This window comes from Streptomyces sp. NPDC057963 (genome assembly GCF_042887155.1).
Lineage (GTDB): Bacteria > Actinomycetota > Actinomycetes > Streptomycetales > Streptomycetaceae > Streptomyces.
This window is the reverse complement of the sequence record NZ_JBHVPX010000009.1, coordinates 1-25,342: the sequence shown is the minus strand read 5'-3', so window position 1 is coordinate 25,342 and position 25,342 is coordinate 1. Positions and strand designations below refer to the sequence as shown.

Below are 25,342 nucleotides of genomic sequence, written 5' to 3'. Positions count from 1 at the left end.
TGCTCAGTCCCTGCCCATCAGATCGGCCGGGAACGCGCCCGCCGAGGCCGCCGTGAACAGGAAGCCGCGCCCCAGCTCGGTCAGCCGCGCCACGCCCTCCTCGCCCAGATGCTCGTACGGGGCCAGGTCCATCCGGTCCGTGGCCTCCTCCAGCCCCGCCCGCAGTGCGGTGCCCGCCTCCGTCAACTCGCCCTCGCCGTCCAGGAGTCCGCGCCCGCGCAGCCGCTCGGTCGCCTCCTCCCAGTCGGCGCGGCGCCAGCCGCGGGTGGTGAGGATCCAGCGCGAGTTCATCCCCTTGCCGGTCGCGGTGTGGCTGACCAGGGCCTCCACCGGGTCGAGACCGGCGGCGAGGAGAGCCGCTATGTGGGCGTCGCCGCGGTGCTCGCGCAGCAGTGTGCCGGCGTGCCAGTACGCCAGGTGCGGCTCCTCGGGCACCGGAAGGCCGGCGTGGGCGGCGTAGAGCGGCCGGGCGTGTCGCGTGCACGCCTCGGCGGCGCGCAGCGCCAGCCCGGCGGCCTCGGCCATCTCGGGGGAGGTGGCGATCTCCTCGCCCAGCAGCCGGCGCAGCGTGGAGTCGGCGGCGCGCAGCCGGGCGTCCAGGGCGGCCTGCGGTGAGGCGACGGACCACACGGCGGGCAGATGCCGGGCGACGAGGTCGTGGTTGAAGTTGTAGAAGGCCGCGGTGACCGTGCCGGGGCCGACGGCGCCCAGCGCCGCCGCGCGGGCGGCGAAGTACGCGGCGTTCGGGTCGTCGATGCCGAGCTCCCCGAACTCCTTGCCGAGGTCGGGGGAGAAGTAGACCGTCGAGTGCAACGGGTTGATGGCGTGGTGGCAGCGGCGTCCGGCGCGCGGCGGCAGAGTACTCATACGGGCACATTACCGACTGGTCGGTACGACCGGTAACCCCCGGACGGCCTCTGAATCACGGGGTTCCCCGCATGGCAGGAAAGGTGGGGTTTCTGTCATTGCAGCCATGTGACCGATTGTCCAGAATGGCAGTCATGACGCAGCGATCCGTACTCGTCGTCCTCTACGACGGCGTGCAGAGCCTCGATGTGAGCGGTCCGGTGGAGGTCTTCGCCGGGGCCTCCTACCTCGCCGGGGCCGGCTACGACCTGCACACCGCCTCCCTGCACGGCGCCCAGGTCCGTACGAGCAGCGGCCTGACGCTCGTTCCGGACGGCAGCCTCGCCGACGCCGCGCCGCCGCACACCCTCCTCGTCCCGGGCGGACAGGGCACCCGTGCCCCCGACCCGGCACTCATCGACTGGCTGGCCGCGCACGCCCCGCACGCCGAGCGGCTCGTCTCCGTCTGCACGGGGGCGCTGCTGCTCGCCGCGGCCGGGCTGCTGGACGGGCACCGGGTGACCACGCACTGGACGGTCTGCGACCACCTCGCCCGCACCTACCCGGCCGTCGAGGTCGACCCCGACCCGATCTTCGTACGCGACGGCAGACTGGCCACCTCCGCCGGGGTCACCGCCGGTATCGACCTCGCCCTCGCCCTCGTCGAGGAGGACCACGGCCGGGACATCGCGCTGACGATCGCCCGCCACCTCGTGGTCTTTCTGCGCAGGCCCGGGAACCAGGCCCAGTTCAGCGCCCAGCTCACCGCGCAGACCGCCCGGCGCGAACCTCTGCGCGCGGTCCAGCACTGGATCACCGAGCACCCCGGCGACGATCTCACCGTCGAGGCGCTCGCCGCCCGCGCGCGGCTCTCGCCCCGTCATTTCGCCCGCGCTTTCCAGGCCGAGACGGGCCTCACGCCGGGCCGCTACGTCGACCGCGTACGCCTCGAACACGCCCGCCGGCTGCTGGAGGACACCACCGACGGCATCTCCGGCATCTCGCGCGCCTGCGGCTACGGCACTCCGGAGGCCATGCGCCGCGCGTTCGTCAAGGCCCTCGGCACGGCACCCGCCGAATACCGCCGACGCTTCCACGGCCGGCCGGCCGCCCCATGACCGGCCGGCCCGCCACCCACCACGACCGACCGGAAGGCAACGCCATGCAGATCGCCATCGTGCTCTTCGACCGCTTCACCTCACTCGACGCCGTGGGCCCCTACGAGATGCTCTCCCGCACCCCCGGCGCGGAGACCGTGTTCGTCGCCGAACGGACCGGACCCGTGCGCAACGACAACGGCAGCCTCGCGCTGGTCGCCGACAGGACCTTCGCCGACGTGCCGGCGCCCGACGTGGTGGTCGTCCCCGGCGGCCCCGGCCAGACCGACCAGATGGAGAACGAGGCACTGCTCGGCTGGCTCCGCTCCGTCGACGCCACCAGCACCTGGACCACCTCCGTCTGCACCGGGTCTTTGCTGCTGGCCGCGGCCGGGCTGCTGACGGACCGCCGCGCCACCTCGCACTGGCTCGCGCTGGACGCCCTGAAGGACTTCGGCGCCGAGCCGACCGGCGAACGCGTCGTCGTCGACGGCAAGTACGTCACGGCGGCGGGCGTCTCCTCCGGCATCGACATGGGGCTCACCCTGCTCGGCCGGATCGCGGGCGACGAGCACGCCATGTCCGTACAGCTGCTGTCCGAGTACGACCCGCAGCCGCCCTACGACGCGGGCTCACCGGCCAAGGCCCCGGCGGCACTGGTCGAGGAGTTCCGCGCCAAGAGCCGCTTCATCCTCCAGTAGCCGCAGGGGGTGTCACAGCCCTGCCGGCCAGGTGAAGCGCGGCGCGCGCCGCTCCAGAAAGGCGGCGACACCCTCCCCGGTGTCGCCGCTGCGACGTGCCTGCTCCGCCCAGTACGCGTCCCGGTCCTCCCGCCCGTCGGCGAACTCCTTCGCGGCCGCCTGCGTCAGCCGGGAGCGCGCCGCCAGCGTGCGGACGTACGCCTCGACCCGCTTGTCCAGCTCACCGGCCGGCAGCACCTCGTCCACCAGACCGGTCCGCAGGGCCCGCGCGGTGCCGATCAGCTCGCCGGAGAACAGCAGATGCTTCGCCGTCGCCGGGCCGGTCAGTGCCACCAGCCGCCGGGTCGACGACGCGGCGTACACGATCCCGAGCTTGGCCGGTGTGACACCGAACGACGCCCCCTCCTCGGCGAACCGCAGATCGCAGGCGGCCGCGAGCTGGCTGCCGCCGCCCACACAGTGGCCGCGGATCGCCGCGAGCGTGGGCCGGGGGAACGCTGCGAGGGCCTCCTCGGCGGCCACGGCGAGTGCCTGCGGATCGCCCGCCGGGTCCCGGAGCGAGGAGATGTCCGCACCGGCGCAGAACGTGTTCCCGGCGCCCGTCAGCACCAGCACCCGGACCGAGGGGTCGGCGGCCAGCCGCTCCAGCAGGCCGGGCAGCGCGCCCCACATCGCGGCCGTCATCGCATTGCGCTTGGCGGGATTGCTGATCACGACCGTCGCGACACCGTCCGCGACGGTGTGCTCCAGCCGGGGTTCCGTACGGTCCATGCGCCGGATGCTATCCGGACGGTTCGAACCTATGATCAAGAAGGGGTCGCCGAACCGGCACGCACCCGAGGAGCTTCCCGTGGCCGATCCCGCAGTCGAGGGCAAGAAGCTGAGCCGCAGATTTGGCTGGCTGGCGCTGCTCGGCACCCTTCTCGTCGTGGCCGGTCTGGTCGGCCTCGTCTACACCGGCGTCGCGACGCTCACCTCGATGATCCTGTTCGGCTGGCTGCTGCTGATCGGCGGCATCGTCGGGCTGCTCCACGCCGTCGAGTCCCGCGGCACCAACTTCTTCTGGCTGGGCGTCGTGGTCGCCGCGCTGAACATCGCCGCCGGAGTCGTCGTCATCCACCATCCGCACGGCACGGCCGAGGCGCTGACCATGTTCGCCGCCCTGCTCTTCCTGACCGGTGGGCTGTTCCGGCTGGTCGGCAGCGCCGTGGTGCGTGGCCCGCAGTTCGGCTGGACGCTCCTGCAAGGAGCCTTCGGCCTGCTCCTGGGGCTGCTGGTGCTCTTCGACTGGCCGCACAGCAGCCTCTACGTACTCGGCCTGTTCTTCTCGCTGGCGCTGCTCTTCGACGGGCTCGGCCTGATTGCGATCGGGGTCGGCGGCCGCCGTGTGGTCTCCATGGTCTCGGATCAGCGGGCGGGCGGAGAGCTGCCGGGCGCACCCACCGGAGAGCATCAGAAACGCTCCAAGAGCTGATGCATTTGTGCGCGTCCGGTCAAATCCCGTCGATAGAAGTCGACTTTTTGGCAGCAGCACGATCCGGGCCGACTACGCACCGCACTCTGTACTCGACGTGCAGTAACCACCGAGTCGAGAGCGGGTACCGGACCATGGAGAGCCGCGGGAGTGTCCCCGCCCGGCCCGTGTCGTACGAGGGAGTCTGGCGGTTCACCGCCCCGGCCGTGGACGTCTCCGTACCGCAGGCCAGGCACGCCGTACGCGACCTGCTGCGCCGCCAGGGAGTGCCGCTGGACGAGGATGTCGCCGAGGGACTGCTGCTCATCGTCTCCGAGCTGGTCACCAATGCGGTGAAGCACGCAGCCCTGCTCTCGCCGGAGCTCGCCGTCGAGGTGGCCGTCGGCGCGGAATGGGTCAGGGTGTCCGTCGAGGACAACCATCCCTACCGGCCGACGGCCCTGGAGACGGATTACGCGCAGACCGGCGGCCGCGGCCTGCTGCTGGTCCGGGAGATCGCCCGGGAAGCGGGCGGGACCTGCGACGTGGAGCACACCGCGGGGGGCGGGAAGATCATCTGGGCGGTGCTGCCGCTGACCCCGCGGCCCTGACCGCCCCGTCCGTCGCGGCTTCCCGGTGCCGTCGGCCCGCTACCAGCCCGCCGACGGTCCGGTCAGTTCCCTGATCGCCGGCCGTGCGGCATCCAGCACCGTCATGAACCAGGCGGAGAACGGCGCCTGCGCATGCCGCTCGGCCAGCTCCTCGGCCGTCACGAACGCGGTCCCGCCGACCTCCTCCGGATCCGGGTGCAGCCGGTCCTGTGCCATTCCCACGAAGAGATGGTTGAACTCCTGCTCCACCAGGCCGGAGGCCGGGTCGGGGTGGTTGTAGCGGACCGTGCCCGCCTCGGCCAGCAGCGAGGGCGAGACGCCCAGCTCCTCGTACGTACGACGGGCGGCGGCGGCGAAGGGGGCCTCGCCCGGATAGGGGTGGCCGCAGCAGGTGTTCGACCAGACGCCGGGGGAGTGGTACTTGCCGAGCGCGCGGCGCTGCAGCAGCAGCCTGCCCTGCTCGTCGAAGAGGAACACCGAGAAGGCCCGGTGCAGTTGACCGGGCGGCTGATGGGCGGCGAGCTTCTCCGCCGTACCGATGGTGGTGCCGTTCTCGTCGACCAGTTCGAGCATGATCGCTTCTGCTGTGCCGTTCGACGAGCTGTTCGCCGCGGTGGCTGGTGTGGTCGGCATACCCATCCTTCGCTATGGTCCCGGCCCCGTGCGCCGGTCCCGTCGAGTCCGCTCAAGTCTGCCGTACAAAAGCCGCTTGTCCGCACTTCGGGTCCTGCATGTCCGGCCCCGCCGCGCCCCGGGGCGCGGCGGGGCCGGACGGCACGTCAGACGCCGAAGGCCGCCGGGTACCGGATCGTCCCGTGCGGGACCGGCACGGAGTCGTCGAGCACCAGGGCCATCATCGCTTCGTCCGGGACGTCGAAGCCCGGCCGGATGCCGTGGCGGGACGCCGGCACGAAGCCGAACCTCGCGTAGTACCCGGGATGGCCGAGCACCAGGACGAGTGACTCGCCCCGCAGCCGGGCCGCGTCGAGCACGGCCCGTACCACGGCCTGTCCGGCACCCTGCCCCTGATGCTCCGGGGCCGTCGCCACCGGGGCCAGCGCGAGTGCCGGTGCGTTCCCGACCCGGCACCGGGTCAGCAGCGCGTACGCCGCGACGTCGCCGTCCGGGCCGTCCAGCGCGACCTGACCGAGGCCGGGCAGCCAGGCCGCCGGATCGGTCCGCAGTGCGTCGACGAGAGCGGCTTCGTCCGGTGTCGGGAACGCGGCGGTGTTGACCGCGTGCACGGCCGCCCCGTCCGCCGCGGTCTCCGGCCGGGTGGTCCAGCGGGGGTCCGCGGGACGCAGCACGTAGCCGGCGTAGCCGTACTCCGCACCGTGCGCGCGCCGCACGGCCAGCTCCTCGCGGGTCGCCGCGAGCGCCCACGCCATGCCGGGAGCCGTCGCGTCGGCGGCCGCCACGCGTTCGGCGAGCGGGCCGTAGTACTCGTCCCAGTCGCTGTCGGGCTGCACCCGCACCCCGAGGACGTGGTATCCGGCCGCCACGGCCGCCGCCGTGTTCGCCGCCACGGGGCGCAGCGAAGCCTCCCGCTCCCAGAAGGCGCGGGCCTCGGCCGTCGGCGCGTCCGTCGTCCAGACGCACTCGCTGACGACGAGGGAGCCGCCCGGGGCGAGCAGCCGCTTCCAGTCACGCAGGGCCGTGTCGAAACCGATGATGTACGCGGAACCCTCGGCCCAGACGAGGTCGAACGACCCGTCCGGGAAGTCGGCACCGGAGAGCTCGGCCATGTCGGCCCGGACCGTACGGACGCGGTCGCCGAGTCCACGAGCGGCGGCCGCCTCGCGCAGTTCGCCGAGGAACGGCTCGTGGAGATCGACGGCGGTCACCTCGGCGCCGGCCTCGGCGGCGAGCAGCAGCGCGGCGCGGCCGGGCCCGCAGCCCAGATCCAGGACACGAGGACGGCGCGGCAGCGGGCCGGCGAGCCCCAGCAGCTGCCGGGTGGTGGCATCGGAGCCGGGACTCTGCCGGGGCAGCCGGTGGTGCAGGGAGAAGAACGCCTCGGAACGGACGGCGTGATCGTTGTCGGTCAACGGGAAAACCCTTGTGTACGAGGGCTCCGGCCACCATGTCGACCCGGTATGAGCCGGGGTGCTAGCCGAGGGCCCGGGAGATGAGGACGGACCGGATGCTGCGCCGGGCGGGCGCCGTCGCGACGGCCATCAACCTCAGCTCCTCTCTCGACACGGGGAGGCTTCCACGCCTCGCCGGACACCCTACACGGCTGCTGAACGGCAGTTCAGTGGCAGAGTCTGGCCTCGTGCTCGGCGTGGCCGCTCGGCTCCAACTGGAAGGTGCAGTGCTCCACATCGAAGTGGACGCCCAGGCAGCCCTGCAGTTCGTGGAGCAGCTTCTCGTGACCGATCGAGTCCAGTACGTCCTGGCGCACCACCACGTGGGCGGAGAGCACCGGCATCCCCGACGTGATCGTCCAGGCGTGCAGGTCATGGACGTCCAGCACCCCGGGCAGGGCGGTGATGTGGGCCCGCACCTCACCCATGTCGACCCCCTTGGGCGCCGCCTCCAGCAGCACATTGAGCGTCTCCCGGAGCAGCTTCACCGTGCGGGGAACGATCATCAGGCCGATCACCAGCGAGGCGATCGGGTCGGCGACCTGCCACCCGGTGGCCAGGATGATCCCCGCCGAGATCAGCACGGCGAAGGAACCGAGCGTGTCCGCGAGCACCTCCAGATAGGCGCCGCGCACATTGAGGCTGTCCTTCTGCCCGCGGAGCAGCAGCGACAGGGAGACCATGTTGGCGACCAGGCCGACCAGGGCGAAGGCGATCGTCAGCCCGCCCCTCGTCTCGGCCGGAGTGATGAAGCGCTGGATCGCCTCGAAGAGCAGATAGCCGCCCACGCCGAGCAGCAGCAGGCAGTTGGCCAGGGCGGCGAGGATCTCGGCGCGGGCGAAGCCGAAGGTGCGGTTGAGCCCGGCCGGCCGGTTGGCGAAGTGGATCGCCAGCAGCGCCATGCCCAGGCCCAGGGCGTCGGTCGCCATGTGGGCCGCGTCGGCGATGAGGGCGAGGGAGCCGGAGAGCAGTCCGCCGACGATCTCCATGACCGTCACGGTGAGCGTGATGCACAGCGCGATCCGTAGCCGTCCCTTGTACGCGGCGGCTGCCGTGCCGGTGGGCGGCGGCCCGCCGTGTGTGTGCCCGTGGTCGTGCCCTGCCCCCATGGGGACGCCTCCCGGTCGTCTCGCGGACTCGGACGCGGTCGGCCCGAGCACTGCCAGTCAACTACGGGTGGGGGGTATCGGGCAACACGGTACTGAACACCGTTGTCATATGCCCTGACCTGCGGAAATGGTCGCAGGTCAGGGCTGTGGAGCGATTGCCGACGGCTCAGTCGCCGCGCGCCTCGGGGTGGTGCAGGCACCAGCCCTCCCAGGCCGACTCGACTATCTCGCGCACCCCGCGCCGGGCCGTCCAGCCCAGTTCCCCGGACACCCGGACGGCGGACGCGACAGCCTTCGCCGCGTCGCCGGGGCGGCGTGCGTGGACCTCCGGCTTCTCGGGCCGGCCGCTGACCTCGGCCACCAGATCGGCGAGCTCGCGCACCGAGACGCCCTCGCCGCGGCCGATGTTCAACGTGAGGTCGCCGGTGCCCTGCCCGGCCAGCCGCCGGGCGACGGCGAGATGCGCGTCGGCGAGGTCGGCGACGTGGACGTAGTCGCGGATGCAGGTGCCGTCGGGCGTGGGGTAGTCGGCGCCGAAGATCTGGGGGGCCCCGCCGTGGGTGAGCCGGTCGAAGAACATCGGGATCACATTGAAGACACCGGTGTCGGACAGCTCCGGTGCGGCCGCTCCGGCCACGTTGAAGTAGCGCAGGCAGGCCGTGGACAGGGAATGCGCCCGCCCCGTCGCCCGGACCAGCCACTCCCCGGCGAGTTTCGTCTCACCGTACGGATTGATCGGAGCACAGGGAGTGTCCTCGGTGATCAGCTCCACATCCGGTACGCCGTACACCGCCGCCGAGGACGAGAACAGGAAGCGCTGCACCCCCGCGGCGACCACGGCCTCCAGGAGGACGGTCAGCCCGGCCACGTTCTCCCGGTAGTACAGCAGCGGCTTCTCGACGGACTCGCCGACCTGCTTCCTCCCTGCGAGATGCACCACACCGGTCACGGCGTGCTCGGCCAGTGCCCGGTCGAGCAGCGCGCGGTCGGCCACCGGGCCCCGGATCAGCGGTACGCCCGCCGGAAGCCGCTCGACGACGCCGGTCGAAAGGTCGTCGAGGACGACCACCCGCTCCCCGGCATCCACCATGGACCGCACCACGTGTGCACCGATATATCCCGCTCCGCCTGTGATCAGCCATGTCATGCGGATCAGCCTAAGGGCTGTTCCACCAGGGGTTACGGGCCAGTCCTCGGGTGCAGGCCATCGCGTTTTGTCAGGTGAGGCGGGGATCGACGATGATGATCGCGGACCGCGTCGCATCATGCCGGTCCGCCCCGAACGGAGCACAAACGGGCAGTGAACTCCCGCTTCCGTTCATCCGATAGCCTCTGCCGACGTGTCGCCGGCCCGCTCCCGGGCCGCACTGCCGCGCCGACCCCACCTGTACCAAGGAGTGAGTTCGTCTGTCGACCGCCATCCTCACCGGTGCACCGGTACCCGGATCGTCGCTCGCGGACGATCTGCGGTCGCTCGGCTTCGACGTACAGGTCGCCGCCGATGTGACCGAGGCCGCACGGCTGCTCTCGGCCGTCCCCGCCGACCGCCGCGTCGCACTGGTCGACCCCCGTTTCGTCGGCCATGTCCATGCCCTCCGGCTCGGACTGACCGACCCGCGCTTCCCCGCCGCCGCCGTGCCCGGCGCGCTCACCGCGCAGCCCGAGGCGCGCCCCGCGCTCGTCCGCGCCATGGCCACCGCCGCCGCGGCGGTCGGCGCGGGCGTACCCACCGGCCCGGGTGCCACGGCGACGGTCGCCGACCGCACCGTGCCGGGCCGCCTCGCCGTCGCCATGGACGCCGAAGGCACCCCGGTCCAGCACCCCGAGCTCGGCTCGCTGGTCGCCGCCGTACCGGTCGACGACTCCTCGCGCGCGGCAGCGGAGGGCGCCCTCGCCGAGGTCGACGACGAGGCGGTACGGCTGCGCAGCGCCGTGAAGGCCCACGACGGCTTCTTCACCACGTTCTTCATCAGCCCGTACTCCCGCTACCTCGCGCGCTGGTGCGCCCGCCGCGGCCTCACCCCGAACCAGGTCACCACCGCATCCCTGCTCACCGCGCTGATCGCGGCGGGCAGCGCGGCGACCGGCACCCGCGGCGGCTACATCGCCGCCGGGCTGCTGCTGCTCTTCTCCTTCGTCCTGGACTGCACCGACGGACAGCTCGCCCGTTACTCGCTGCAGTACTCGACGATGGGCGCCTGGCTGGACGCCACCTTCGACCGGGCCAAGGAGTACGCGTACTACGCGGGCCTCGCACTCGGCGCCGCCCGCGGTGGCGACGACGTGTGGGCACTGGCCCTCGGGGCGATGGTGCTCCAGGCCTGCCGCCATGTCATCGACTTCTCGTTCAACGAGGCGAACCACGACGCGGTGGCCAATTCGAGCCCCACGGCGGCCCTCTCCGACCGGCTCGACAGCGTCGGCTGGACGGTCTGGCTGCGCCGGATGATAGTGCTGCCGATCGGCGAGCGCTGGGCGATGATCGCGGTACTGACCGCGGTGACCACGCCCCGGATCGTCTTCTACGCGCTGCTCATCGGCTGCGCCTTCGCCGCCTGCTACACCACCGCGGGGCGCCTGCTGCGCTCGCTGACCCGGAAGGCGGAGCGCACCGACCGCGCCGCCCGGGCGCTCGCCGACCTGGCCGACTCCGGTTTCGTCGCCCAGATCGTGGCGGCACGCGGCCCCCGGATCCCGGGTGCCTGGAGCGCCCCGGTGATCGCCTTCGTCGGTGCGGGGGCGCTGATCGCCGCCGCTCTCCAGCAGCCGTTCGGCAGCAAGCAGATGATCTTCGCCGCGGTCTTCTACGCGATCTGCTCGGGCACAGCCGTGGCCCGCCCCCTCAAGGGCGCGCTGGACTGGCTCGTACCCCCGATATTCAGGGCGGCGGAGTACTGCACCATCCTCGTTCTCGCCGCCCGCAGCGATGTCCAGGGTGCCCTTCCCGCAGCCTTCGGGCTGGTCTCGGCCGTCGCCTACCATCACTACGACACCGTGTACCGCATCCGCGGCGGCACCGGCGCGCCGCCCCAGTGGCTGGTACGCGCGATCGGCGGGCACGAGGGCCGCACCCTGGTGGTGGCCGTACTCGCCGCCGTACTCACTCAGCATCCGGCGTTCACCGTGGCACTCACCGCTCTAGCGGTGGCCGTGGCCCTGGTGGTGCTCGTGGAGTCCATCCGCTTCTGGGTGTCCTCCGGAGCACCCGCCGTTCACGACGAAGGAGAACCCGCATGATCGGCCTCGTACTGGCAGCCGGTGCCGGACGGCGTCTGCGCCCCTACACCGACACCCTCCCGAAGGCCCTCGTGCCTGTCGACGGCGAGAAGACGGTTCTGGACCTCACGCTGGCCAACTTCGCGGAGATCGGCCTCACCGAGGTCGCCGTCGTCGTCGGCTACCGGAAGGAAGCCGTGTACGACCGCAAGGCCGAGCTGGAGGCGAAGTACGGCGTCACCCTCACCCTGATCGACAACGACAAGGCCGAGGAGTGGAACAACGCCTACTCCCTGTGGTGCGCCCGTGACGTCCTGACGCGCGGCGTCATCCTGGCCAACGGCGACACCGTCCACCCGGTCTCCGTCGAGAAGACGCTCCTCGCCGCCCGCGGCAACGGCCGGAAGATCATCCTCGCCCTCGACACGGTGAAGCAGCTCGCCGACGAGGAGATGAAGGTCGTCACCGAGGGCGACAAGGGCGTGCGGCGCATCACCAAGCTGATGGACCCGGCCACCGCGACCGGTGAGTACATCGGCGTCACCCTCATCGAGCCGGAGGCCGCCGCGGAGCTCGCCGACGCGCTGAGGACGACCTTCGAGCGCGACCCCGACCTCTACTACGAGGACGGCTACCAGGAGCTCGTGAACCGGGGCTTCACCGTCGACGTGGCCCCCATCGGCGAAGTGACGTGGGTCGAGATCGACAACCACGACGACCTCGCGAAGGGCCGTGAGATCGCGTGCCAGTACTGACCCGGCTCATTCCGTCCCCGGTCGTCGTCGACATCAGCCGCGGTGCCCTGGACGATCTGGCCGGCCTCCTCGCCGACCAGCGGATCTCCGCCTCCGGCAAGCTCGCCGTCGCGATCAGCGAAGGTTCGGGGCGCGCCCTGCGCGAGCGGCTGGCCCCCGCGCTGCCCGGCGCCCACTGGTACCCGGTCACCGACGGCACCCTCGACTCGGCCGTCAAGCTGGCCGACGACATCAAGGGCAACCGGTACGACGCCGTGGTCGGCCTCGGCGGCGGCAAGATCGTCGACGTGGCGAAGTACGCCGCGGCCCGCGTCGGCCTGCCCATGGTCGCGGTGGCGACGAACCTTGCGCACGACGGTCTCTGCTCGCCCGTCGCGACACTGGACAACGACAACGGCCGGGGCTCCTACGGGGTGCCCACCCCGATCGCCGTCGTCATCGACCTCGACATCGTCCGCGAGGCGCCGGCCCGCTTCGTGCGCTCCGGCATCGGCGACGCGGTCTCCAACATCTCCTGCGTGGCCGACTGGGAACTCGCGCACGAGGTGCGGGGCGAGGAGATCGACGGACTCGCCGCGGCCATGGCGCGGCAGGCAGGCGAGGCCGTGCTGCGCCACCCCGGCGGGATCGGCGACGACGCCTTCCTCAAGGTGCTGGCCGAGGGCCTCGTGCTGACCGGCATCTCCATGTCGGTCGCCGGGGACTCCCGGCCGGCCTCCGGCGCCTGCCACGAGATCAACCACGCCTTCGACCTGCTGTACCCCAAGCGTGCCGCGAGCCACGGCGAGCAGGTCGGCCTCGGCGCCTGCTTCGCCATGCATCTGCGCGGTGCGCGCGAGGAGTCGCTGCTCATGGCGGTCACTCTGCGCCGCCACGGTCTGCCCGTCCTGCCCGAAGAGATCGGCTTCACCGCCGACGAGTTCGTCCAGGCCGTCGACTACGCCCCGCAGACCCGTCCGGGACGCTTCACGATCCTGGAACACCTCAACCTGTCCACCGACCAGATCAGGGACGCGTACGCCGACTATGCAAAAGCCATCCATAGCTGAACTCCGTCCGGTCGTGCACCCTCCGGGTGTGAAGGACCGGCGCAGTGGTGAGCACTGGGCGGGTCGGCTCTACATGCGCGAGCTCTCGCTCCGCATCGACCGGCACCTGGTGAACACCAGGGTCACGCCGAACCAGCTGACCTATGTGATGACCGTCGCGGGCGTGCTCTCCGCGCCGGCCCTGCTCGTCCCGGGCATTCCCGGAGCGCTGCTCGGGGTTCTCATGGTCCAGCTCTACCTCCTGCTCGACTGCGTGGACGGCGAGGTCGCCCGCTGGAAGAAGCAGTTCTCGCTGGGCGGGGTCTACCTGGACCGGGTCGGCGCGTATCTCTGCGACGCGGCCGTGCTGGTCGGCTTCGGCCTGCGCGCCGCCGATCTGTGGGGCTCCGGACGGATCGACTGGCTCTGGGCCTTCCTGGGCACGCTCGCGGCCCTCGGCGCCATTCTGATCAAGGCCGAGACCGACCTTGTCGGCGTCGCCCGCCACCAGGGCGGGCTGCCCCCGGTCAAGGAGGCCGCCTCCGAGCCGCGCTCGTCCGGCATGGCGCTCGCGCGCCGGGCCGCCGCCGCGCTCAACTTCCACCGGCTGATCCTCGGTGTCGAGGCGTCGCTGGTCGTGCTGGCGGCCGCGGTCCTCGACGCGGTCAGGGACGATCTGTTCTTCAGCCGTCTCATGGTCGCGGTCCTGGCCGGCATCGCCATCGTCCAGACCCTCCTGCACCTCGTGTCGATCCTGGCGTCGAGCAGGCTGAAGTGAGCACACCCATGAAGCTCGGCGCGGTCGTCATCACGATGGGGAACCGCCCCGAGGAGCTGCGCGCCCTCCTCGACTCGGTCGCCGACCAGGACGGCGACCGGATCGAGGTGGTGGTCGTCGGCAACGGCGCCCCCGTACCGGACGTCCCGGCCGGCGTACGCACCGTCGAGCTGCCCGAGAACCTGGGCATCCCCGGCGGCCGCAACGTCGGGATCGAGGCCTTCGGTCCGTCCGGCGCCGATGTGGACGCCCTGCTCTTCCTCGACGACGACGGACTGCTGCCGCTCACCGACACCGCCGAGCTCTGCCGCCAGGCGTTCGAGGCCGACCCCGGGCTGGGCATCATCAGCTTCCGCATCGCCGACCCCGACACGGGCGCCACCCAGCGCCGCCACGTGCCGCGGCTGCGGGCCTCCGACCCGATGCGCTCCTCGCGGGTGACGACCTTCCTCGGCGGCGCCAACGCCGTACGCACCAAGGTCATCGCCGACGTCGGTCCGCTGCCGGGCCAGTTCTTCTACGCGCACGAGGAGACCGACCTCGCCTGGCGGGCACTGGACGCCGGGTGGATGATCGACTACCGCGCGGACATGGTCCTCAACCACCCGACCACCGCCCCGTCCCGGCACGCGGTGTACCACCGCATGGTGGCCCGCAACCGGGTCTGGCTGGCCCGGCGCAATCTGCCCGCGCCGCTGGTCCCCGTCTACCTCGGCGTGTGGCTGCTGCTGACCCTGCTGCGCAAGCCTTCCGGCCCGGCCCTGAAGGCATGGTTCGGCGGCTTCCGGGAAGGCTGGTCCACGCCCTGCGGCACCCGCCGTCCGATGAAGTGGCGCACGGTCTGGCGGCTGACCAGACTGGGCCGACCTCCCGTGATCTGAGAGGCTCTCCTCTGAGAGCATGGGACGTACTTCTTCTTCACGGGACCTGTCCGCTCCGAGCCGCGCCCGCGACTGGCTGCGCATCTTGAATACGAGAGTTTCATCTGGTGAGTGACACAACCCATGATGGTGCGGTCGCACTGAGCACCCCACCATCCGCCGACGACGGCCTGAGCGCGGCCGAGACGGCCGCCAAGTACGGCCTGACGGTGAGCGGCGCCCGGCCAGGGCTCTTCGAGTACATCCGGCAGCTCTGGGGCCGCCGCCACTTCATCCTGGCGTTCTCCAGGGCGAAGCTGACCGCCCAGTACAGCCAGGCGAAGCTCGGCCAGCTGTGGCAGGTGGCCACTCCGCTGCTCAACGCTCTGGTCTACTACCTGATCTTCGGACTGATCCTGGGGACCCGGAGGGGAATGACCCTGGAGGTCTTCATCCCGTTCCTGGTGACCGGTGTCTTCGTCTTCACCTTCACCCAGAGCTCGGTGATGGCGGGCGTACGGGCCATCTCCGGGAACCTGGGGCTGGTCCGGGCGCTGCACTTCCCGCGCGCCTCGCTGCCCGTCTCGTTCTCGCTGCAACAGCTCCAGCAGCTGCTGTACTCCATGATCGTGCTCGCGGTCGTGGCCATCGCCTTCGGCAGCTACCCGGGGCTCTCCTGGCTGCTGATCGTTCCCGCGCTGGCCATGCAGTTCTTCTTCAACACCGGTCTGGCGCTGATCATGGCCCGGCTCGGCAGCAAGACCCCGGACCTCGCCCAGCTGATGCCGTTCGTGATGCGGACCTGGATGTACGCGTCGGGCGTCATGTTCTCCATTCCGGTGATGCTCAAGGACAAGCCGGGCTGGATCGCCGATGTGCTGCAGTACAACCCGGCGGCCGTCTACATGGACCTGATCCGCTTCGCCCTGATCGACGGCTACGGCTCGGAGAACCTTCCGGCCCACGTCTGGGTCGTGGCGTTCGCCTGGGCGGTCCTCATGGGCGTGGTGGGCTTCGTGTACTTCTGGAAGGCAGAGGAACGGTACGGCCGTGGCTGACGACAACACTTCGGGGCGCGTCCCCACCGTCATCGCCGACGACGTGCACATCGTGTACCGGGTCAATGGCGGCGGGGGCGGCAGGGGCAGCGCCACCGCGGCGCTGAGCCGGATACTGCGCCGCGGCAAGGGCGAGTCGAGCGGAGTGCGGAAGGTGCACGCCGTCCGCGGTGTCTCCTTCACCGCCTACCGCGGCGAGGCGATCGGTCTCATCGGGACCAACGGCTCCGGCAAGTCGACCCTGCTGCGGGCCATCGCCGGTCTGCTGCCGACCGAGCACGGCAAGGTGTACACGGACGGCCAGCCGTCGCTGCTCGGGGTGAACGCGGCGCTGATGAGCGATCTGACCGGCGAGCGCAACGTCGTGCTCGGCGGCCTCGCGATGGGCATGTCGCGCGAGGAGATCCGCGAGCGCTACCAGGGGATCGTGGACTTCTCCGGCATCAACGAGAAGGGCGACTTCATCACCCTGCCGATGCGGACGTACTCCTCCGGCATGGCCGCGCGGCTGCGCTTCTCCATCGCCGCCGCGAAGAACCACGACGTCCTCATGATCGACGAGGCGCTGGCCACCGGCGACCGCAAGTTCCAGATCCGCTCCGAGAAGCGCATCAGGGAACTCCGCAAGGAGGCGGGCACCGTCTTCCTGGTCAGCCACAGCAACAAGTCCATCAGGGACACCTGCGACCGGGTGCTCTGGCTGGAAAAGGGTGAGCTGCTGATGGACGGTCCGACGGACGAGGTGCTCAAGGCGTACGAGCGCGAGACCGGCAAGTAGCAGGTATTCCGGTCCCGTGGCACCGAGGCGGCCTCCGCCGGAACACTCCGGCGGAGGCCGCCTCGGTGTCCGGATCACGGACCCCGAGCGGCGGTCTGCACGCCCGGCGGTACGCCCCGGACAAGATCTCCTCCCGTCGGATGACGTCAATTTCCTTGCGCACGGGGAAGGTTGGCGGGGCAGGACGCGTTGTTCCGCTGCGCGTGACACCCCGGCGTATCGATGAGCGTTGTACAACGTAAGCTGTACCGGTGCTGATTCGTTGCAAGTGGGGCGATACCGCCTGGCCACACGGCCCGGAGGGGTGCTCCGCACTCGACAGAGCGGGCGGCGTGTCCGGAATGGGATGTTTTGGGTCAGCAGTGTAGAACGGGAGATGTGACGGCTATGACGGAAGATCTCCAGCTCCGAGGTGCTCACGCCGTCCCAGCGCCGGGCGGTCGGTGGTGACGCCCACCCGGCAGGCGCACCCAGATGCCGCCGTGCCCAGCACCCTCGACAAGGCCGCTGACGAGAATTTCCCGGTGGCTCCCTTCTTCCTGCCGCGCGCCTGGCGCGACGACCTGATGGCCGTCTACGGCTACGCCCGCCTCGTCGACGACATCGGCGACGGCGATCTCGCCCCCGGCGGCGCGGACGCCCGGCACCTCGGCCTCGAACCCGGGCAGAGCGACGACCGGCTCGCCATGCTCGATGCCTTCGAGGCCGATCTGCACCGGGTCTTCGACAGCGCGGGCGAGGGCCCGCACCACCCCCTGCTGCGCGCGCTGCGCCCCACCGTGCGGCGCTGCGCGCTCACCCCCGAGCCCTTCCTCGGCCTCGTCGAGGCGAATCGGCAGGACCAGAAGGTCCGCCGCTACGGGACGTACGAGGAACTCGCCGCCTACTGCGAGCTCTCCGCCAATCCCGTGGGCCGGCTGGTCCTGCAGATCACCGGGACCGCCAGCCCCGAACGGATCCGCCGCTCCGACGCCGTCTGTACGGCCCTGCAGATCGTCGAGCACCTCCAGGACGTCACCGAGGACCTGGGCCGCGACCGGATCTACCTGCCCGCGGACGACATGGCCCGGTTCCACGTCCGCGAAACCGACCTGGCCGCCCCCTCGGGGGGCGCATCGGTGCGTTCGCTGGTTGCGTACGAAGCGGAGCGCGCTCGGGAACTGCTGAATGAAGGCACCCCCTTGGTGGGTAGCGTCCACGGCAGGCTCAAGCTGCTTCTCGCCGGATTCGTGGGAGGGGGGCGCGCCGCCCTCACCGCGATCGCGGCCGCCGGGTTCGACGTACTGCCCGGCCCGCCCAAGCCCACCAAGCCCAGCCTGCTGCGCGAGGTGGGAGTTGTCTTGCGAAGAGCGCGTAGAGAGGGGTGATCCGGACCGTGGAGGGACAGACGACGTACATGTCGGCACCGGTACAGGCCGCATACAGTTACTGCGAGGCGGTCACCGGACAGCAGGCGCGTAACTTCGCGTACGGCATCAGGCTGCTGCCGGCCGAGAAGCGACAGGCCATGTCGGCGCTGTACGCCTTCTCCCGTCGTGTCGACGACATCGGTGACGGCGAGCTGGCACCGGAGACCAAACGGATCCGGCTGGAGAGCACCCGCACACTGCTGGACCGGATCCGCGACGGCGCGATCGACGAGGACGACACCGACCCGGTGGCCGTCGCACTCGCCGACGCCGCACGCAGATTCCCGCTCCCGCTCGGCGGGCTCGACGAACTCATCGACGGCGTGTTGATGGACGTGCGCGGTGCGACGTACGAGACCTGGGACGACCTCAAGGCGTACTGCCGCTGTGTCGCGGGCGCCATCGGCCGCCTCAGCCTGGGCGTCTTCGGCACGGAGCCGGGCGCTCCGGGCGCCGACCGGGCCGCGGAGTACGCCGACACGCTCGGCCTCGCGCTCCAGCTGACGAACATCCTGCGCGACGTCCGCGAGGACGCCGGCAACGGGCGCACCTATCTGCCCGCCGACGACCTCGCCAAGTTCGGCTGCTCGGCCGGCTTCCACCGGGCCACGCCGCCGCCCGGCGCCGATTTCGCGGGCCTGGTCCACTTCGAGGTCCGGCGCGCCCGCACCCTGTTCGCCGAGGGATACCGGCTGCTGCCCATGCTGGACCGGCGCAGCGGCGCGTGTGTCGCGGCCATGGCAGGCATCTACCGCCGGCTGCTCGACCGGATCGAGCGCGACCCCGAGGCGGTGCTGCGCGGCCGGGTGTCGCTGCCGGGACACGAGAAGGCGTATGTCGCGGTGCGCGGACTCTCGGGCCTCGACGCGCGATATATCTCACGGCGGACGGCCAGGGGGCGTGTCTGATGCGCCGCACGGGCATCTCGCGCACCATGTGCTGCACGGAAACACGTTTCCACCGGAGGTCAACCCTCTGGTGTACTGACGCGTCCCTGACTGAAGTGGCCCGGCGAAAGGAGGACGCATGACACACGACGCCCTGGGTACCTCCCGTGCGGTCGTGATCGGCGGCGGCCTCGCCGGAACCACGGCGGCTCTGCGACTCGCCGATGCCGGGCTTGACGTGACCCTGCTCGAAGGGCGCCCCAGGCTCGGCGGACTCGCCTTCTCGTTCCGGCGCGGCGCACTGACGGTCGACAACGGACAGCATGTCTACCTGCGTTGCTGCACCGCCTACCGCTGGTTCCTCGACCGTGTGGACGGGACGCGCCTGGCGCCCCTGCAAAACCGTTTGGACGTGCCCGTTCTCGACGTCGGGCGCCTCTCGGGCCCCCGGTTGGGACGGTTGCGCCGCAACGCACTGCCGGTGCCCTTCCATCTCGCCGCCGGACTCGCCGGCTATCCGCATCTCTCGCTCACCGAGCGGGCGAGCGTCGGACGTGCCGCACTGGCGCTGGGCCGCCTGGACCCGGACGACCCCGCACTCGACGCCGTCGACTTCGGCAGCTGGCTCGCCCGGCACGGCCAGTCGCCGCGCACCATCGAGGCCCTCTGGGACCTGGTCGGCGTCGCCACGCTCAACGCCACCGCGCCGAACTCCTCGCTGGCCCTCGCCGCGAAGGTCTTCAAGACCGGACTCCTCTCCGAGCCCGGCGCCGCCGACATCGGCTGGGCGAGCGTGCCGCTCGGCGACGTCCACGACACGCTGGCCCGCAAGGCACTCGACACCGCCGGGGTACGCACGGAGCTGCGCACCAAGGCGTCCTCCGTCACCCGTGCGGAGGACGGCCGCTGGATCGTCGACACCGGCGGCGAACGGATCGAGGCGGACGCCGTCGTCCTGGCCGTCCCGCAGCGCGAGACCCACGACCTGCTGCCCGCGGGCGCGCTCGACGCGCCGGAGCGGCTGCTCGACATCGGCACCTCGCCGATCCTCAACGTGCACGTCGTCTACGACCGCAAGGTGCTGCGCCGCCCCTTCTTCGCCGCGCTCGGCTCCCCGGTCCAGTGGGTCTTCGACCGCACGCACTCCTCGGGCCTCACCGGCCCCGGGCAGTACCTCGCCGTGTCCCAGTCCGCCGCGGACGAGGAGATCGACCTCCCCGTCGCCGAGCTGCGCAAGCGCTACCTGCCCGAGCTGGAGCGGCTCCTTCCGGCCGCCCGCGGGGCCGGGATCAGAGACTTCTTCGTCACCCGGGAGCGTGCGGCGACCTTCGCCCCCGCCCCCGGCGTCGGGCGACTGCGGCCCGGAGCCCGCACCCGGGCCCCTGGCCTCAGCCTGGCCGGGGCTTGGACGGCCACCGGCTGGCCCGCGACGATGGAGGGTGCCGTCCGCAGCGGGTTCAGCGCGGCGGACGCCGCGCTCCGGGCGCTCGGCCGCTCCCATGAACATCCGCTGCAGGAGGCGGCATGAGCAGTACCACCGGAACAAGAGGAGAGTCAGTGACCCCGGCGAATCCGGCTTTCGACACCGTGGCCGACACCACGGACGTCACCGCGCTTCTGGAGCGCGGACGGGCCCTTTCCGCGCCGGTGCTCCGGGCTGCCGTTGACCGGCTCGCACCGCCCATGGACACCGTCGCCGCCTACCACTTCGGCTGGATCGACGCCCAGGGACAGCCCTCCGACGGCGACGGCGGCAAGGCCGTCCGCCCGGCGCTCGCCCTGCTGTCCGCGGAGGCGGCCGGCGCCGCCGCCGAGGCGGGCGTCCCCGGCGCCGTGGCCGTCGAGCTCGTGCACAACTTCTCGTTGCTGCACGACGACCTGATGGACGGCGACGAACAGCGCCGCCACCGCGACACCGTCTGGAAGGTGCATGGCCCCGCCCAGGCGATCCTCGTCGGCGACGCGCTCTTCGCGCTCGCCAACGAGATCCTGCTGGAGCTCGGCACGGTCGAGGCGGGCCGCGCGGCGCGCCGACTGACCGTCGCCACCCGCAAGCTCATCGACGGGCAGGCCCAGGACATCTCCTACGAGCACCGCGAGCGGGTCACCGTCGAGGAGTGCCTGGAGATGGAGGGCAACAAGACCGGCGCCCTGCTCGCCTGCGCCTGCTCCATCGGCGCGGTCCTCGGCGGTGCCGACGACCGGACCGCCGACACCCTGGAGGCGTACGGCTACCACCTCGGCCTCGCCTTCCAGGCCGTCGACGATCTGCTCGGCATCTGGGGCGACCCCGAGTCCACCGGCAAGCAGACCTGGAGCGATCTGCGCCAGCGCAAGAAGTCCCTGCCGGTCGTCGCCGCGCTCGCCGCGGGCGGACCGGCCTCGGAGCGCCTCGGTGAACTCCTCGCCGCCGACGCCAAGAGCAGTGATTTCGACAGCTTCTCCGAAGAGGAGTTCGCCGCTCGAGCGGCGCTCATCGAGGAGGCGGGCGGCCGCGAATGGACCGCTCAGGAGGCCCGTCGACAGCATGCGGTCGCCATCGAGGCACTGCACCGCGTCGACATGCCGCACACCGTGCGGGCCCAGCTCACAGCGCTCGCCGACTTCGTCGTCGTACGAAAGAGATGATCACCATCTGCTCCATATGACTCGCAGTCGCCGGCCGGTGCCCCTCCGGGCACCGGCCGACGGAGACCCCAGCACAGCAGAGGACCAAACTGCAAGAAGGGGAAGCCATGACAGCGACGACCGACGGAAGCACCGGGGCTGTGAACCCCCGCGCAGCCTCGGCCAGCAATCCGACCGACACAACCATCGCCGCGGACGACGTACTGGCCGCCGCGCGGCGGGCCGCGGAACGCTCGGTGGAGCATCTCCTCGGCAGGCAGGACGAGCAGGGCTGGTGGAAGGGGGACCTCGCCACCAACGTCACCATGGACGCCGAAGACCTGATGCTCCGGCAGTTCCTCGGTATTCAGGACCAGGCCGTCGTCAGCGCGGCCGGCCGCTTCATCCGCGGCGAACAGCTCGGGGACGGCACCTGGACCACCTTCCACGGCGGCGCCGGCGAGCTCTCCACCACCATCGAGGCGTACGTCGCACTGCGCCTGGCCGGAGACCGGCCGGATGAACCGCACATGGCCCGGGCCGCGGGATGGATCAGGGAGCAGGGCGGAATCGCGGCGAGCCGCGTCTTCACCCGGATCTGGCTGGCCCTCTTCGGCTGGTGGAAGTGGGAGGACCTGCCCGAACTCCCGCCCGAGCTGATGTTCTTCCCCAAATGGGCCCCCCTCAACATCTACGACTTCGGCTGCTGGGCCCGCCAGACCATCGTGCCCCTCACCATCGTCTCGGCGAAGCGGCCGGTACGCCCGGCCCCCTTCGCACTCGACGAGCTGCACACGGACCCGCTGCGCCCGAACCCGCCCCGGCGCGCCGCTCCGGCTGCGAGCTGGGACGGAGTCTTCCAGCGCCTGGACAAGGCGCTGCACCTCTACCACCGGATCGCACCGCGCAGGCTGCGCCGGACCGCGATGAACGCGGCCGCCCGCTGGATCATCGAACGCCAGGAGAACGACGGCTGCTGGGGTGGCATCCAGCCGCCCGCCGTGTACTCCGTCATCGCCCTGCACCTGCTCGGCTACGACCTGGACCACCCGGTGATGCGGGCCGGACTCGAATCGCTCGACCGGTTCGCCGTCTGGCGCGAGGACGGCGCCCGGATGATCGAGGCCTGCCAGTCCCCGGTCTGGGACACCTGCCTCGCCACCATCGCCCTCGCCGACGCCGGGGTCAGCCCCGACCACCCGGCACTCGTGAAGGCCGCGGACTGGATGCTCGCCGAGGAGATCGTCCGGCCCGGCGACTGGTCCGTACGCCGCCCCCGACTCGACCCGGGCGGCTGGGCGTTCGAGTTCCACAACGACAACTACCCGGACATCGACGACACCGCGGAGGTGGTCCTGGCGCTGCGCCGGGTCCGCCACCCGGACACGGCACGGGTCGAGGCCGCCATCAGGCGCGGAGTGCGCTGGAACCTCGGTATGCAGTCCCGCAACGGGGCCTGGGGCGCCTTCGACGCGGACAACACCAGCGGGTTCCCCAACCGGCTGCCCTTCTGCGACTTCGGCGAGGTCATCGACCCGCCGTCCGCCGATGTCACCGGCCACGTGGTGGAGATGCTCGCCGTCGAGGGGCGTTCCGCGCACCCGGCGACGCGGCGCGGAATCGAGTGGCTGCTCGCCGAACAGGACCCGAACGGCGGCTGGTTCGGCCGCTGGGGCGTCAACTACGTATACGGCACGGGGTCGGTGGTGCCCGCGCTGGTGGCAGCCGGACTGCCCGTCACCCATCCGGCGATCCGCCGGGCCGTCGGCTGGCTCGAGTCCGTGCAGAACGACGACGGCGGCTGGGGCGAGGATCTGCGCTCGTACCACGAGGACAAGTGGATCGGGCACGGGGCGTCGACCGCCTCCCAGACCGCGTGGGCGCTGCTCGCACTGCTCGCCGCGGGGCGGCGGGACAGCAGGGCCGTGCGGCGGGGAGTGTCCTGGCTCACCGACACCCAGCAGGCCGACGGCTCCTGGGACGAGCCGTACTTCACCGGCACCGGCTTTCCCTGGGACTTCTCCATCAACTACCACCTCTACCGGCAGGTCTTCCCGCTCACCGCACTCGGGCGGTACGTGCACGGCGAACCCTTCGCCGACCGCCTGGTCACCCGCAAGGGGGCCTGATGGGCGCCGGTCCGGGGCCGGCCGGCCCCGCAGCGCCGCTGCTGATCGCCTGTGCGCTCGGCATCGAGCAGTTCGCCCTGCGCAGCGGCAGAGGCAGGGCCGGTGAGGCTCCGGGCCCGGTGACCGTACTGCGTACGGGCATGGGCCCCAAGGCCGCCGAGGCGGCCGTGTCCCGAGTGCTCGGTCAGGACCGGGCACCCGGGACGGCGGTCCTCGCCTCCGGTTTCTGCGCCGGGCTGTCACCCGGTATGCACCCCGGGGACCTGGTGGTCGCCGACGAGACCCGGGGAGCCGGGGACTCGACGGCCTGCACCGGTACGGCCCTGCTCGCCGAGGCCCTTGCCCGGACGCTGCCCGGCCGCACCGTCCACACCGGTCCGCTGACCGGCTCCGCCCACGTCGTACGCGGACATGAGCGGGCCGAACTGCGGGCCACCGGAGCGGTCGCGGTGGACATGGAGTCCGCCGCCACTCTTCGCGCCGCCCTGCGGTCCGGGCCCCGCCCGGTTGCGGCCGTACGGGTGGTCGTGGACGCTCCGGAGCATGAGCTCGTCCGCATCGGCACGATACGCGGTGGAATATCGGCTTTCCGTGTTCTCCGTGCCGTCCTGCCGGCTTTCTATGAATGGCACCGATCTTTGCTGCTCCCCAGGAGGTGAGCCAGATGGCCATGCCGCTCCGTCAGTCCATCAAGGTTGCGACGTATCTCATCGAACAGAAGCTCCGCAGGCGGGACAAATTCCCGCTCATTGTGGAATTGGAGCCTCTGTTCGCCTGCAATCTCGCCTGCGAGGGATGCGGGAAGATCCAGCATCCGGCGGGAGTGCTCAAGCAGCGGATGCCGGTCGCCCAGGCCGTGGGCGCCGTGCTCGAATCGGGTGCCCCGATGGTCTCCATCGCGGGCGGAGAGCCGCTGATGCATCCGCAGATCGATGAAATCGTCCGTCAGCTGGTGGCGCGGAAGAAATACGTCTTCCTGTGCACCAACGCGATGCTGCTGCGGAAGAAGATCGAGAAATTCACGCCCTCGCCGTTCTTCGCCTTCGCCGTGCACATCGACGGGCTGCGGGAACGACACGACGAGTCGGTCGCCAAGGAAGGCGTGTTCGACGAGGCGGTGGCGGCGATCAAGGAGGCCAGGCGGCGCGGCTTCCGGGTCACGACCAACTCCACCTTCTTCAACACCGACACCCCGCAGACCGTCATCGAGGTCCTCAACTACCTCAACGACGAGCTGAAGGTCGACGAGATGATGATCTCGCCCGCGTACGCGTACGAGAAGGCACCCGACCAGGAGCACTTCCTCGGCGTCGAGCAGACCCGGGAACTCTTCAAGAAGTCGTTCGCCGGCGGCAACCGGGCCCGCTGGCGGCTGAACCACTCACCGCTGTTCCTGGACTTCCTGGAGGGCAAGGCGGACTTCCCGTGCACCGCGTGGGCGATCCCGAACTACTCGCTCTTCGGCTGGCAGCGGCCCTGCTACCTGATGAGCGACGGGTACGTCCCCACGTACCGCGAACTCATCGAGGAGACCGACTGGGACAAGTACGGCCGCGGCAAGGACCCGCGCTGCGCCAACTGCATGGCGCACTGCGGCTACGAGCCCACCGCCGTCCTCGCCACCATGGGATCGCTGAAGGAATCCCTGCGCGCCGCACGCGAGACCGTCTCCGGGAACCGGTGACGTCATGACCGCTGGAGAACCGGTCGCACTGGGTCTCCCCGAGCTGCCGGCCCGGCCGCTCGCGATGCGCCGCCACTCGCGGCGCATCCAGGTCGGGTCGGTTGCGGTGGGCGGGGATGCGCCGGTGTCGGTGCAGTCGATGACGACGACGCGTACGTCGGACGTCGGTGCGACGTTGCAGCAGATCGCGGAGCTGACGGCGTCGGGCTGTCAGATCGTGCGGGTGGCGTGTCCGACGCAGGACGATGC

At 71.1% G+C, this 25,342-nt stretch carries 25 protein-coding genes; 19 read left to right on the top strand and 6 right to left on the bottom strand.

All coding sequences use genetic code 11. The features are described 5' to 3' along the window. Positions 1–3: 3 nt before the first annotated feature. On the bottom strand, positions 4–867 hold the full coding sequence (locus ACFVT1_RS21705; RefSeq protein WP_389797833.1) for a hypothetical protein: 864 nt from the start codon (positions 865–867) through the stop codon (positions 4–6). A gap of 134 nt (positions 868–1,001) precedes the next feature. Between ACFVT1_RS21705 and ACFVT1_RS21700 the strand changes: the two genes are divergently transcribed. Both ACFVT1_RS21700 and ACFVT1_RS21695 read left to right on the top strand, forming a co-directional pair. Further along, complete coding sequence (locus ACFVT1_RS21700) at positions 1,002–1,964, top strand: GlxA family transcriptional regulator (RefSeq protein WP_389797830.1); 963 nt, start codon at positions 1,002–1,004, stop codon at positions 1,962–1,964. Positions 1,965–2,008: 44 nt separating this feature from the next. Then, complete coding sequence (locus ACFVT1_RS21695; protein ID WP_389797829.1) at positions 2,009–2,644, top strand: DJ-1/PfpI family protein; 636 nt, start codon at positions 2,009–2,011, stop codon at positions 2,642–2,644. A 12-nt stretch (positions 2,645–2,656) separates the two neighbouring features. On the opposite strand, the gene ACFVT1_RS21690 is transcribed toward ACFVT1_RS21695, so the two are convergent. Then, positions 2,657–3,415, bottom strand: coding sequence for an enoyl-CoA hydratase/isomerase family protein (locus ACFVT1_RS21690; protein ID WP_389797826.1), 759 nt, complete (start codon positions 3,413–3,415; stop codon positions 2,657–2,659). Between the two features lie 31 nt (positions 3,416–3,446). On the opposite strand from ACFVT1_RS21690, the gene ACFVT1_RS21685 reads away from it, so the two are divergent. Further along, positions 3,447–4,118, top strand: a complete 672-nt coding sequence (locus ACFVT1_RS21685; RefSeq protein ID WP_389797823.1) for an HdeD family acid-resistance protein — start codon at positions 3,447–3,449, stop codon at positions 4,116–4,118. Positions 4,119–4,252: 134 nt separating this feature from the next. Then, positions 4,253–4,708 carry an ATP-binding protein gene (locus tag ACFVT1_RS21680; protein ID WP_389797821.1) on the top strand — a complete coding sequence of 152 codons (456 nt, stop codon included), beginning with the start codon at positions 4,253–4,255 and terminating at the stop codon, positions 4,706–4,708. A 39-nt stretch (positions 4,709–4,747) separates the two neighbouring features. Here the strand turns inward: ACFVT1_RS21680 and idi are convergent, their stop codons facing one another. The 4 genes from idi to galE all read right to left on the bottom strand — a co-directional run bounded on the left by idi (position 4,748) and on the right by galE (position 9,051). Beyond that, complete coding sequence (idi, locus tag ACFVT1_RS21675) at positions 4,748–5,341, bottom strand: isopentenyl-diphosphate Delta-isomerase (protein ID WP_389797819.1); 594 nt, start codon at positions 5,339–5,341, stop codon at positions 4,748–4,750. Between the two features lie 146 nt (positions 5,342–5,487). Beyond that, entirely contained in the window at positions 5,488–6,756 is a 1,269-nt protein-coding gene (locus ACFVT1_RS21670; protein ID WP_389797818.1) for a bifunctional class I SAM-dependent methyltransferase/N-acetyltransferase, read from the bottom strand. Positions 6,757–6,962: 206 nt separating this feature from the next. Beyond that, entirely contained in the window at positions 6,963–7,904 is a 942-nt protein-coding gene (locus ACFVT1_RS21665; protein ID WP_389797815.1) for a cation diffusion facilitator family transporter, read from the bottom strand. A 166-nt stretch (positions 7,905–8,070) separates the two neighbouring features. Next, positions 8,071–9,051: a UDP-glucose 4-epimerase GalE gene (gene galE, locus ACFVT1_RS21660; protein WP_389797813.1), complete on the bottom strand. Its 981-nt coding sequence runs from the start codon at positions 9,049–9,051 to the stop codon at positions 8,071–8,073. A gap of 260 nt (positions 9,052–9,311) precedes the next feature. On the opposite strand from galE, the gene ACFVT1_RS21655 reads away from it, so the two are divergent. From ACFVT1_RS21655 to ACFVT1_RS21585, 15 genes are all read left to right on the top strand, one after another. Beyond that, on the top strand, positions 9,312–11,141 hold the full coding sequence (locus ACFVT1_RS21655) for a DUF5941 domain-containing protein (protein WP_389798450.1): 1,830 nt from the start codon (positions 9,312–9,314) through the stop codon (positions 11,139–11,141). Then, the gene (locus tag ACFVT1_RS21650; RefSeq protein ID WP_389797810.1) at positions 11,138–11,875 is read left to right on the top strand and encodes a sugar phosphate nucleotidyltransferase; all 738 of its coding nucleotides are present in this window, start codon (positions 11,138–11,140) and stop codon (positions 11,873–11,875) included. Before ACFVT1_RS21655 ends, ACFVT1_RS21650 begins: the two co-directional genes overlap by 4 nt. After that, positions 11,863–12,924: an iron-containing alcohol dehydrogenase family protein gene (locus ACFVT1_RS21645; protein ID WP_389797808.1), complete on the top strand. Its 1,062-nt coding sequence runs from the start codon at positions 11,863–11,865 to the stop codon at positions 12,922–12,924. Before ACFVT1_RS21650 ends, ACFVT1_RS21645 begins: the two co-directional genes overlap by 13 nt. Beyond that, on the top strand, positions 12,902–13,681 hold the full coding sequence (locus tag ACFVT1_RS21640) for a CDP-alcohol phosphatidyltransferase family protein (protein ID WP_389797806.1): 780 nt from the start codon (positions 12,902–12,904) through the stop codon (positions 13,679–13,681). Before ACFVT1_RS21645 ends, ACFVT1_RS21640 begins: the two co-directional genes overlap by 23 nt. A gap of 8 nt (positions 13,682–13,689) precedes the next feature. Continuing rightward, positions 13,690–14,562, top strand: coding sequence for a glycosyltransferase family 2 protein (locus ACFVT1_RS21635; protein WP_389798448.1), 873 nt, complete (start codon positions 13,690–13,692; stop codon positions 14,560–14,562). A 107-nt stretch (positions 14,563–14,669) separates the two neighbouring features. Then, positions 14,670–15,599, top strand: a complete 930-nt coding sequence (locus tag ACFVT1_RS21630) for an ABC transporter permease (RefSeq protein ID WP_389797803.1) — start codon at positions 14,670–14,672, stop codon at positions 15,597–15,599. Continuing rightward, on the top strand, positions 15,592–16,377 hold the full coding sequence (locus ACFVT1_RS21625) for an ABC transporter ATP-binding protein (RefSeq protein ID WP_389797801.1): 786 nt from the start codon (positions 15,592–15,594) through the stop codon (positions 16,375–16,377). Before ACFVT1_RS21630 ends, ACFVT1_RS21625 begins: the two co-directional genes overlap by 8 nt. A 446-nt stretch (positions 16,378–16,823) precedes the next feature. Beyond that, entirely contained in the window at positions 16,824–17,744 is a 921-nt protein-coding gene (hpnC, locus tag ACFVT1_RS21620; RefSeq protein WP_389797799.1) for a squalene synthase HpnC, read from the top strand. A 29-nt stretch (positions 17,745–17,773) separates the two neighbouring features. Continuing rightward, the gene (gene hpnD, locus ACFVT1_RS21615) at positions 17,774–18,694 is read left to right on the top strand and encodes a presqualene diphosphate synthase HpnD (RefSeq protein WP_389797797.1); all 921 of its coding nucleotides are present in this window, start codon (positions 17,774–17,776) and stop codon (positions 18,692–18,694) included. 118 nt (positions 18,695–18,812) lie between these two features. Beyond that, positions 18,813–20,201, top strand: a complete 1,389-nt coding sequence (gene hpnE, locus ACFVT1_RS21610) for a hydroxysqualene dehydroxylase HpnE (protein ID WP_389797794.1) — start codon at positions 18,813–18,815, stop codon at positions 20,199–20,201. Further along, positions 20,198–21,301 carry a polyprenyl synthetase family protein gene (locus tag ACFVT1_RS21605; RefSeq protein ID WP_389797792.1) on the top strand — a complete coding sequence of 368 codons (1,104 nt, stop codon included), beginning with the start codon at positions 20,198–20,200 and terminating at the stop codon, positions 21,299–21,301. Before hpnE ends, ACFVT1_RS21605 begins: the two co-directional genes overlap by 4 nt. 107 nt (positions 21,302–21,408) lie before the next feature. Continuing rightward, positions 21,409–23,409, top strand: a complete 2,001-nt coding sequence (gene shc, locus ACFVT1_RS21600) for a squalene--hopene cyclase (protein ID WP_389797789.1) — start codon at positions 21,409–21,411, stop codon at positions 23,407–23,409. Next, the gene (locus ACFVT1_RS21595) at positions 23,409–24,068 is read left to right on the top strand and encodes a 1-hydroxy-2-methyl-2-butenyl 4-diphosphate reductase (protein WP_389797786.1); all 660 of its coding nucleotides are present in this window, start codon (positions 23,409–23,411) and stop codon (positions 24,066–24,068) included. The genes shc and ACFVT1_RS21595 overlap by 1 nt, the downstream gene beginning before the upstream one ends. A 5-nt stretch (positions 24,069–24,073) precedes the next feature. After that, positions 24,074–25,093 (top strand): adenosyl-hopene transferase HpnH, encoded by a 1,020-nt coding sequence (gene hpnH / locus ACFVT1_RS21590; RefSeq protein WP_362196081.1) that lies wholly within the window; start codon positions 24,074–24,076, stop codon positions 25,091–25,093. A gap of 4 nt (positions 25,094–25,097) precedes the next feature. Beyond that, positions 25,098–25,342 (top strand): flavodoxin-dependent (E)-4-hydroxy-3-methylbut-2-enyl-diphosphate synthase (locus ACFVT1_RS21585; RefSeq protein ID WP_389797783.1); only part of this gene is annotated, 245 nt, incomplete at its 3' end.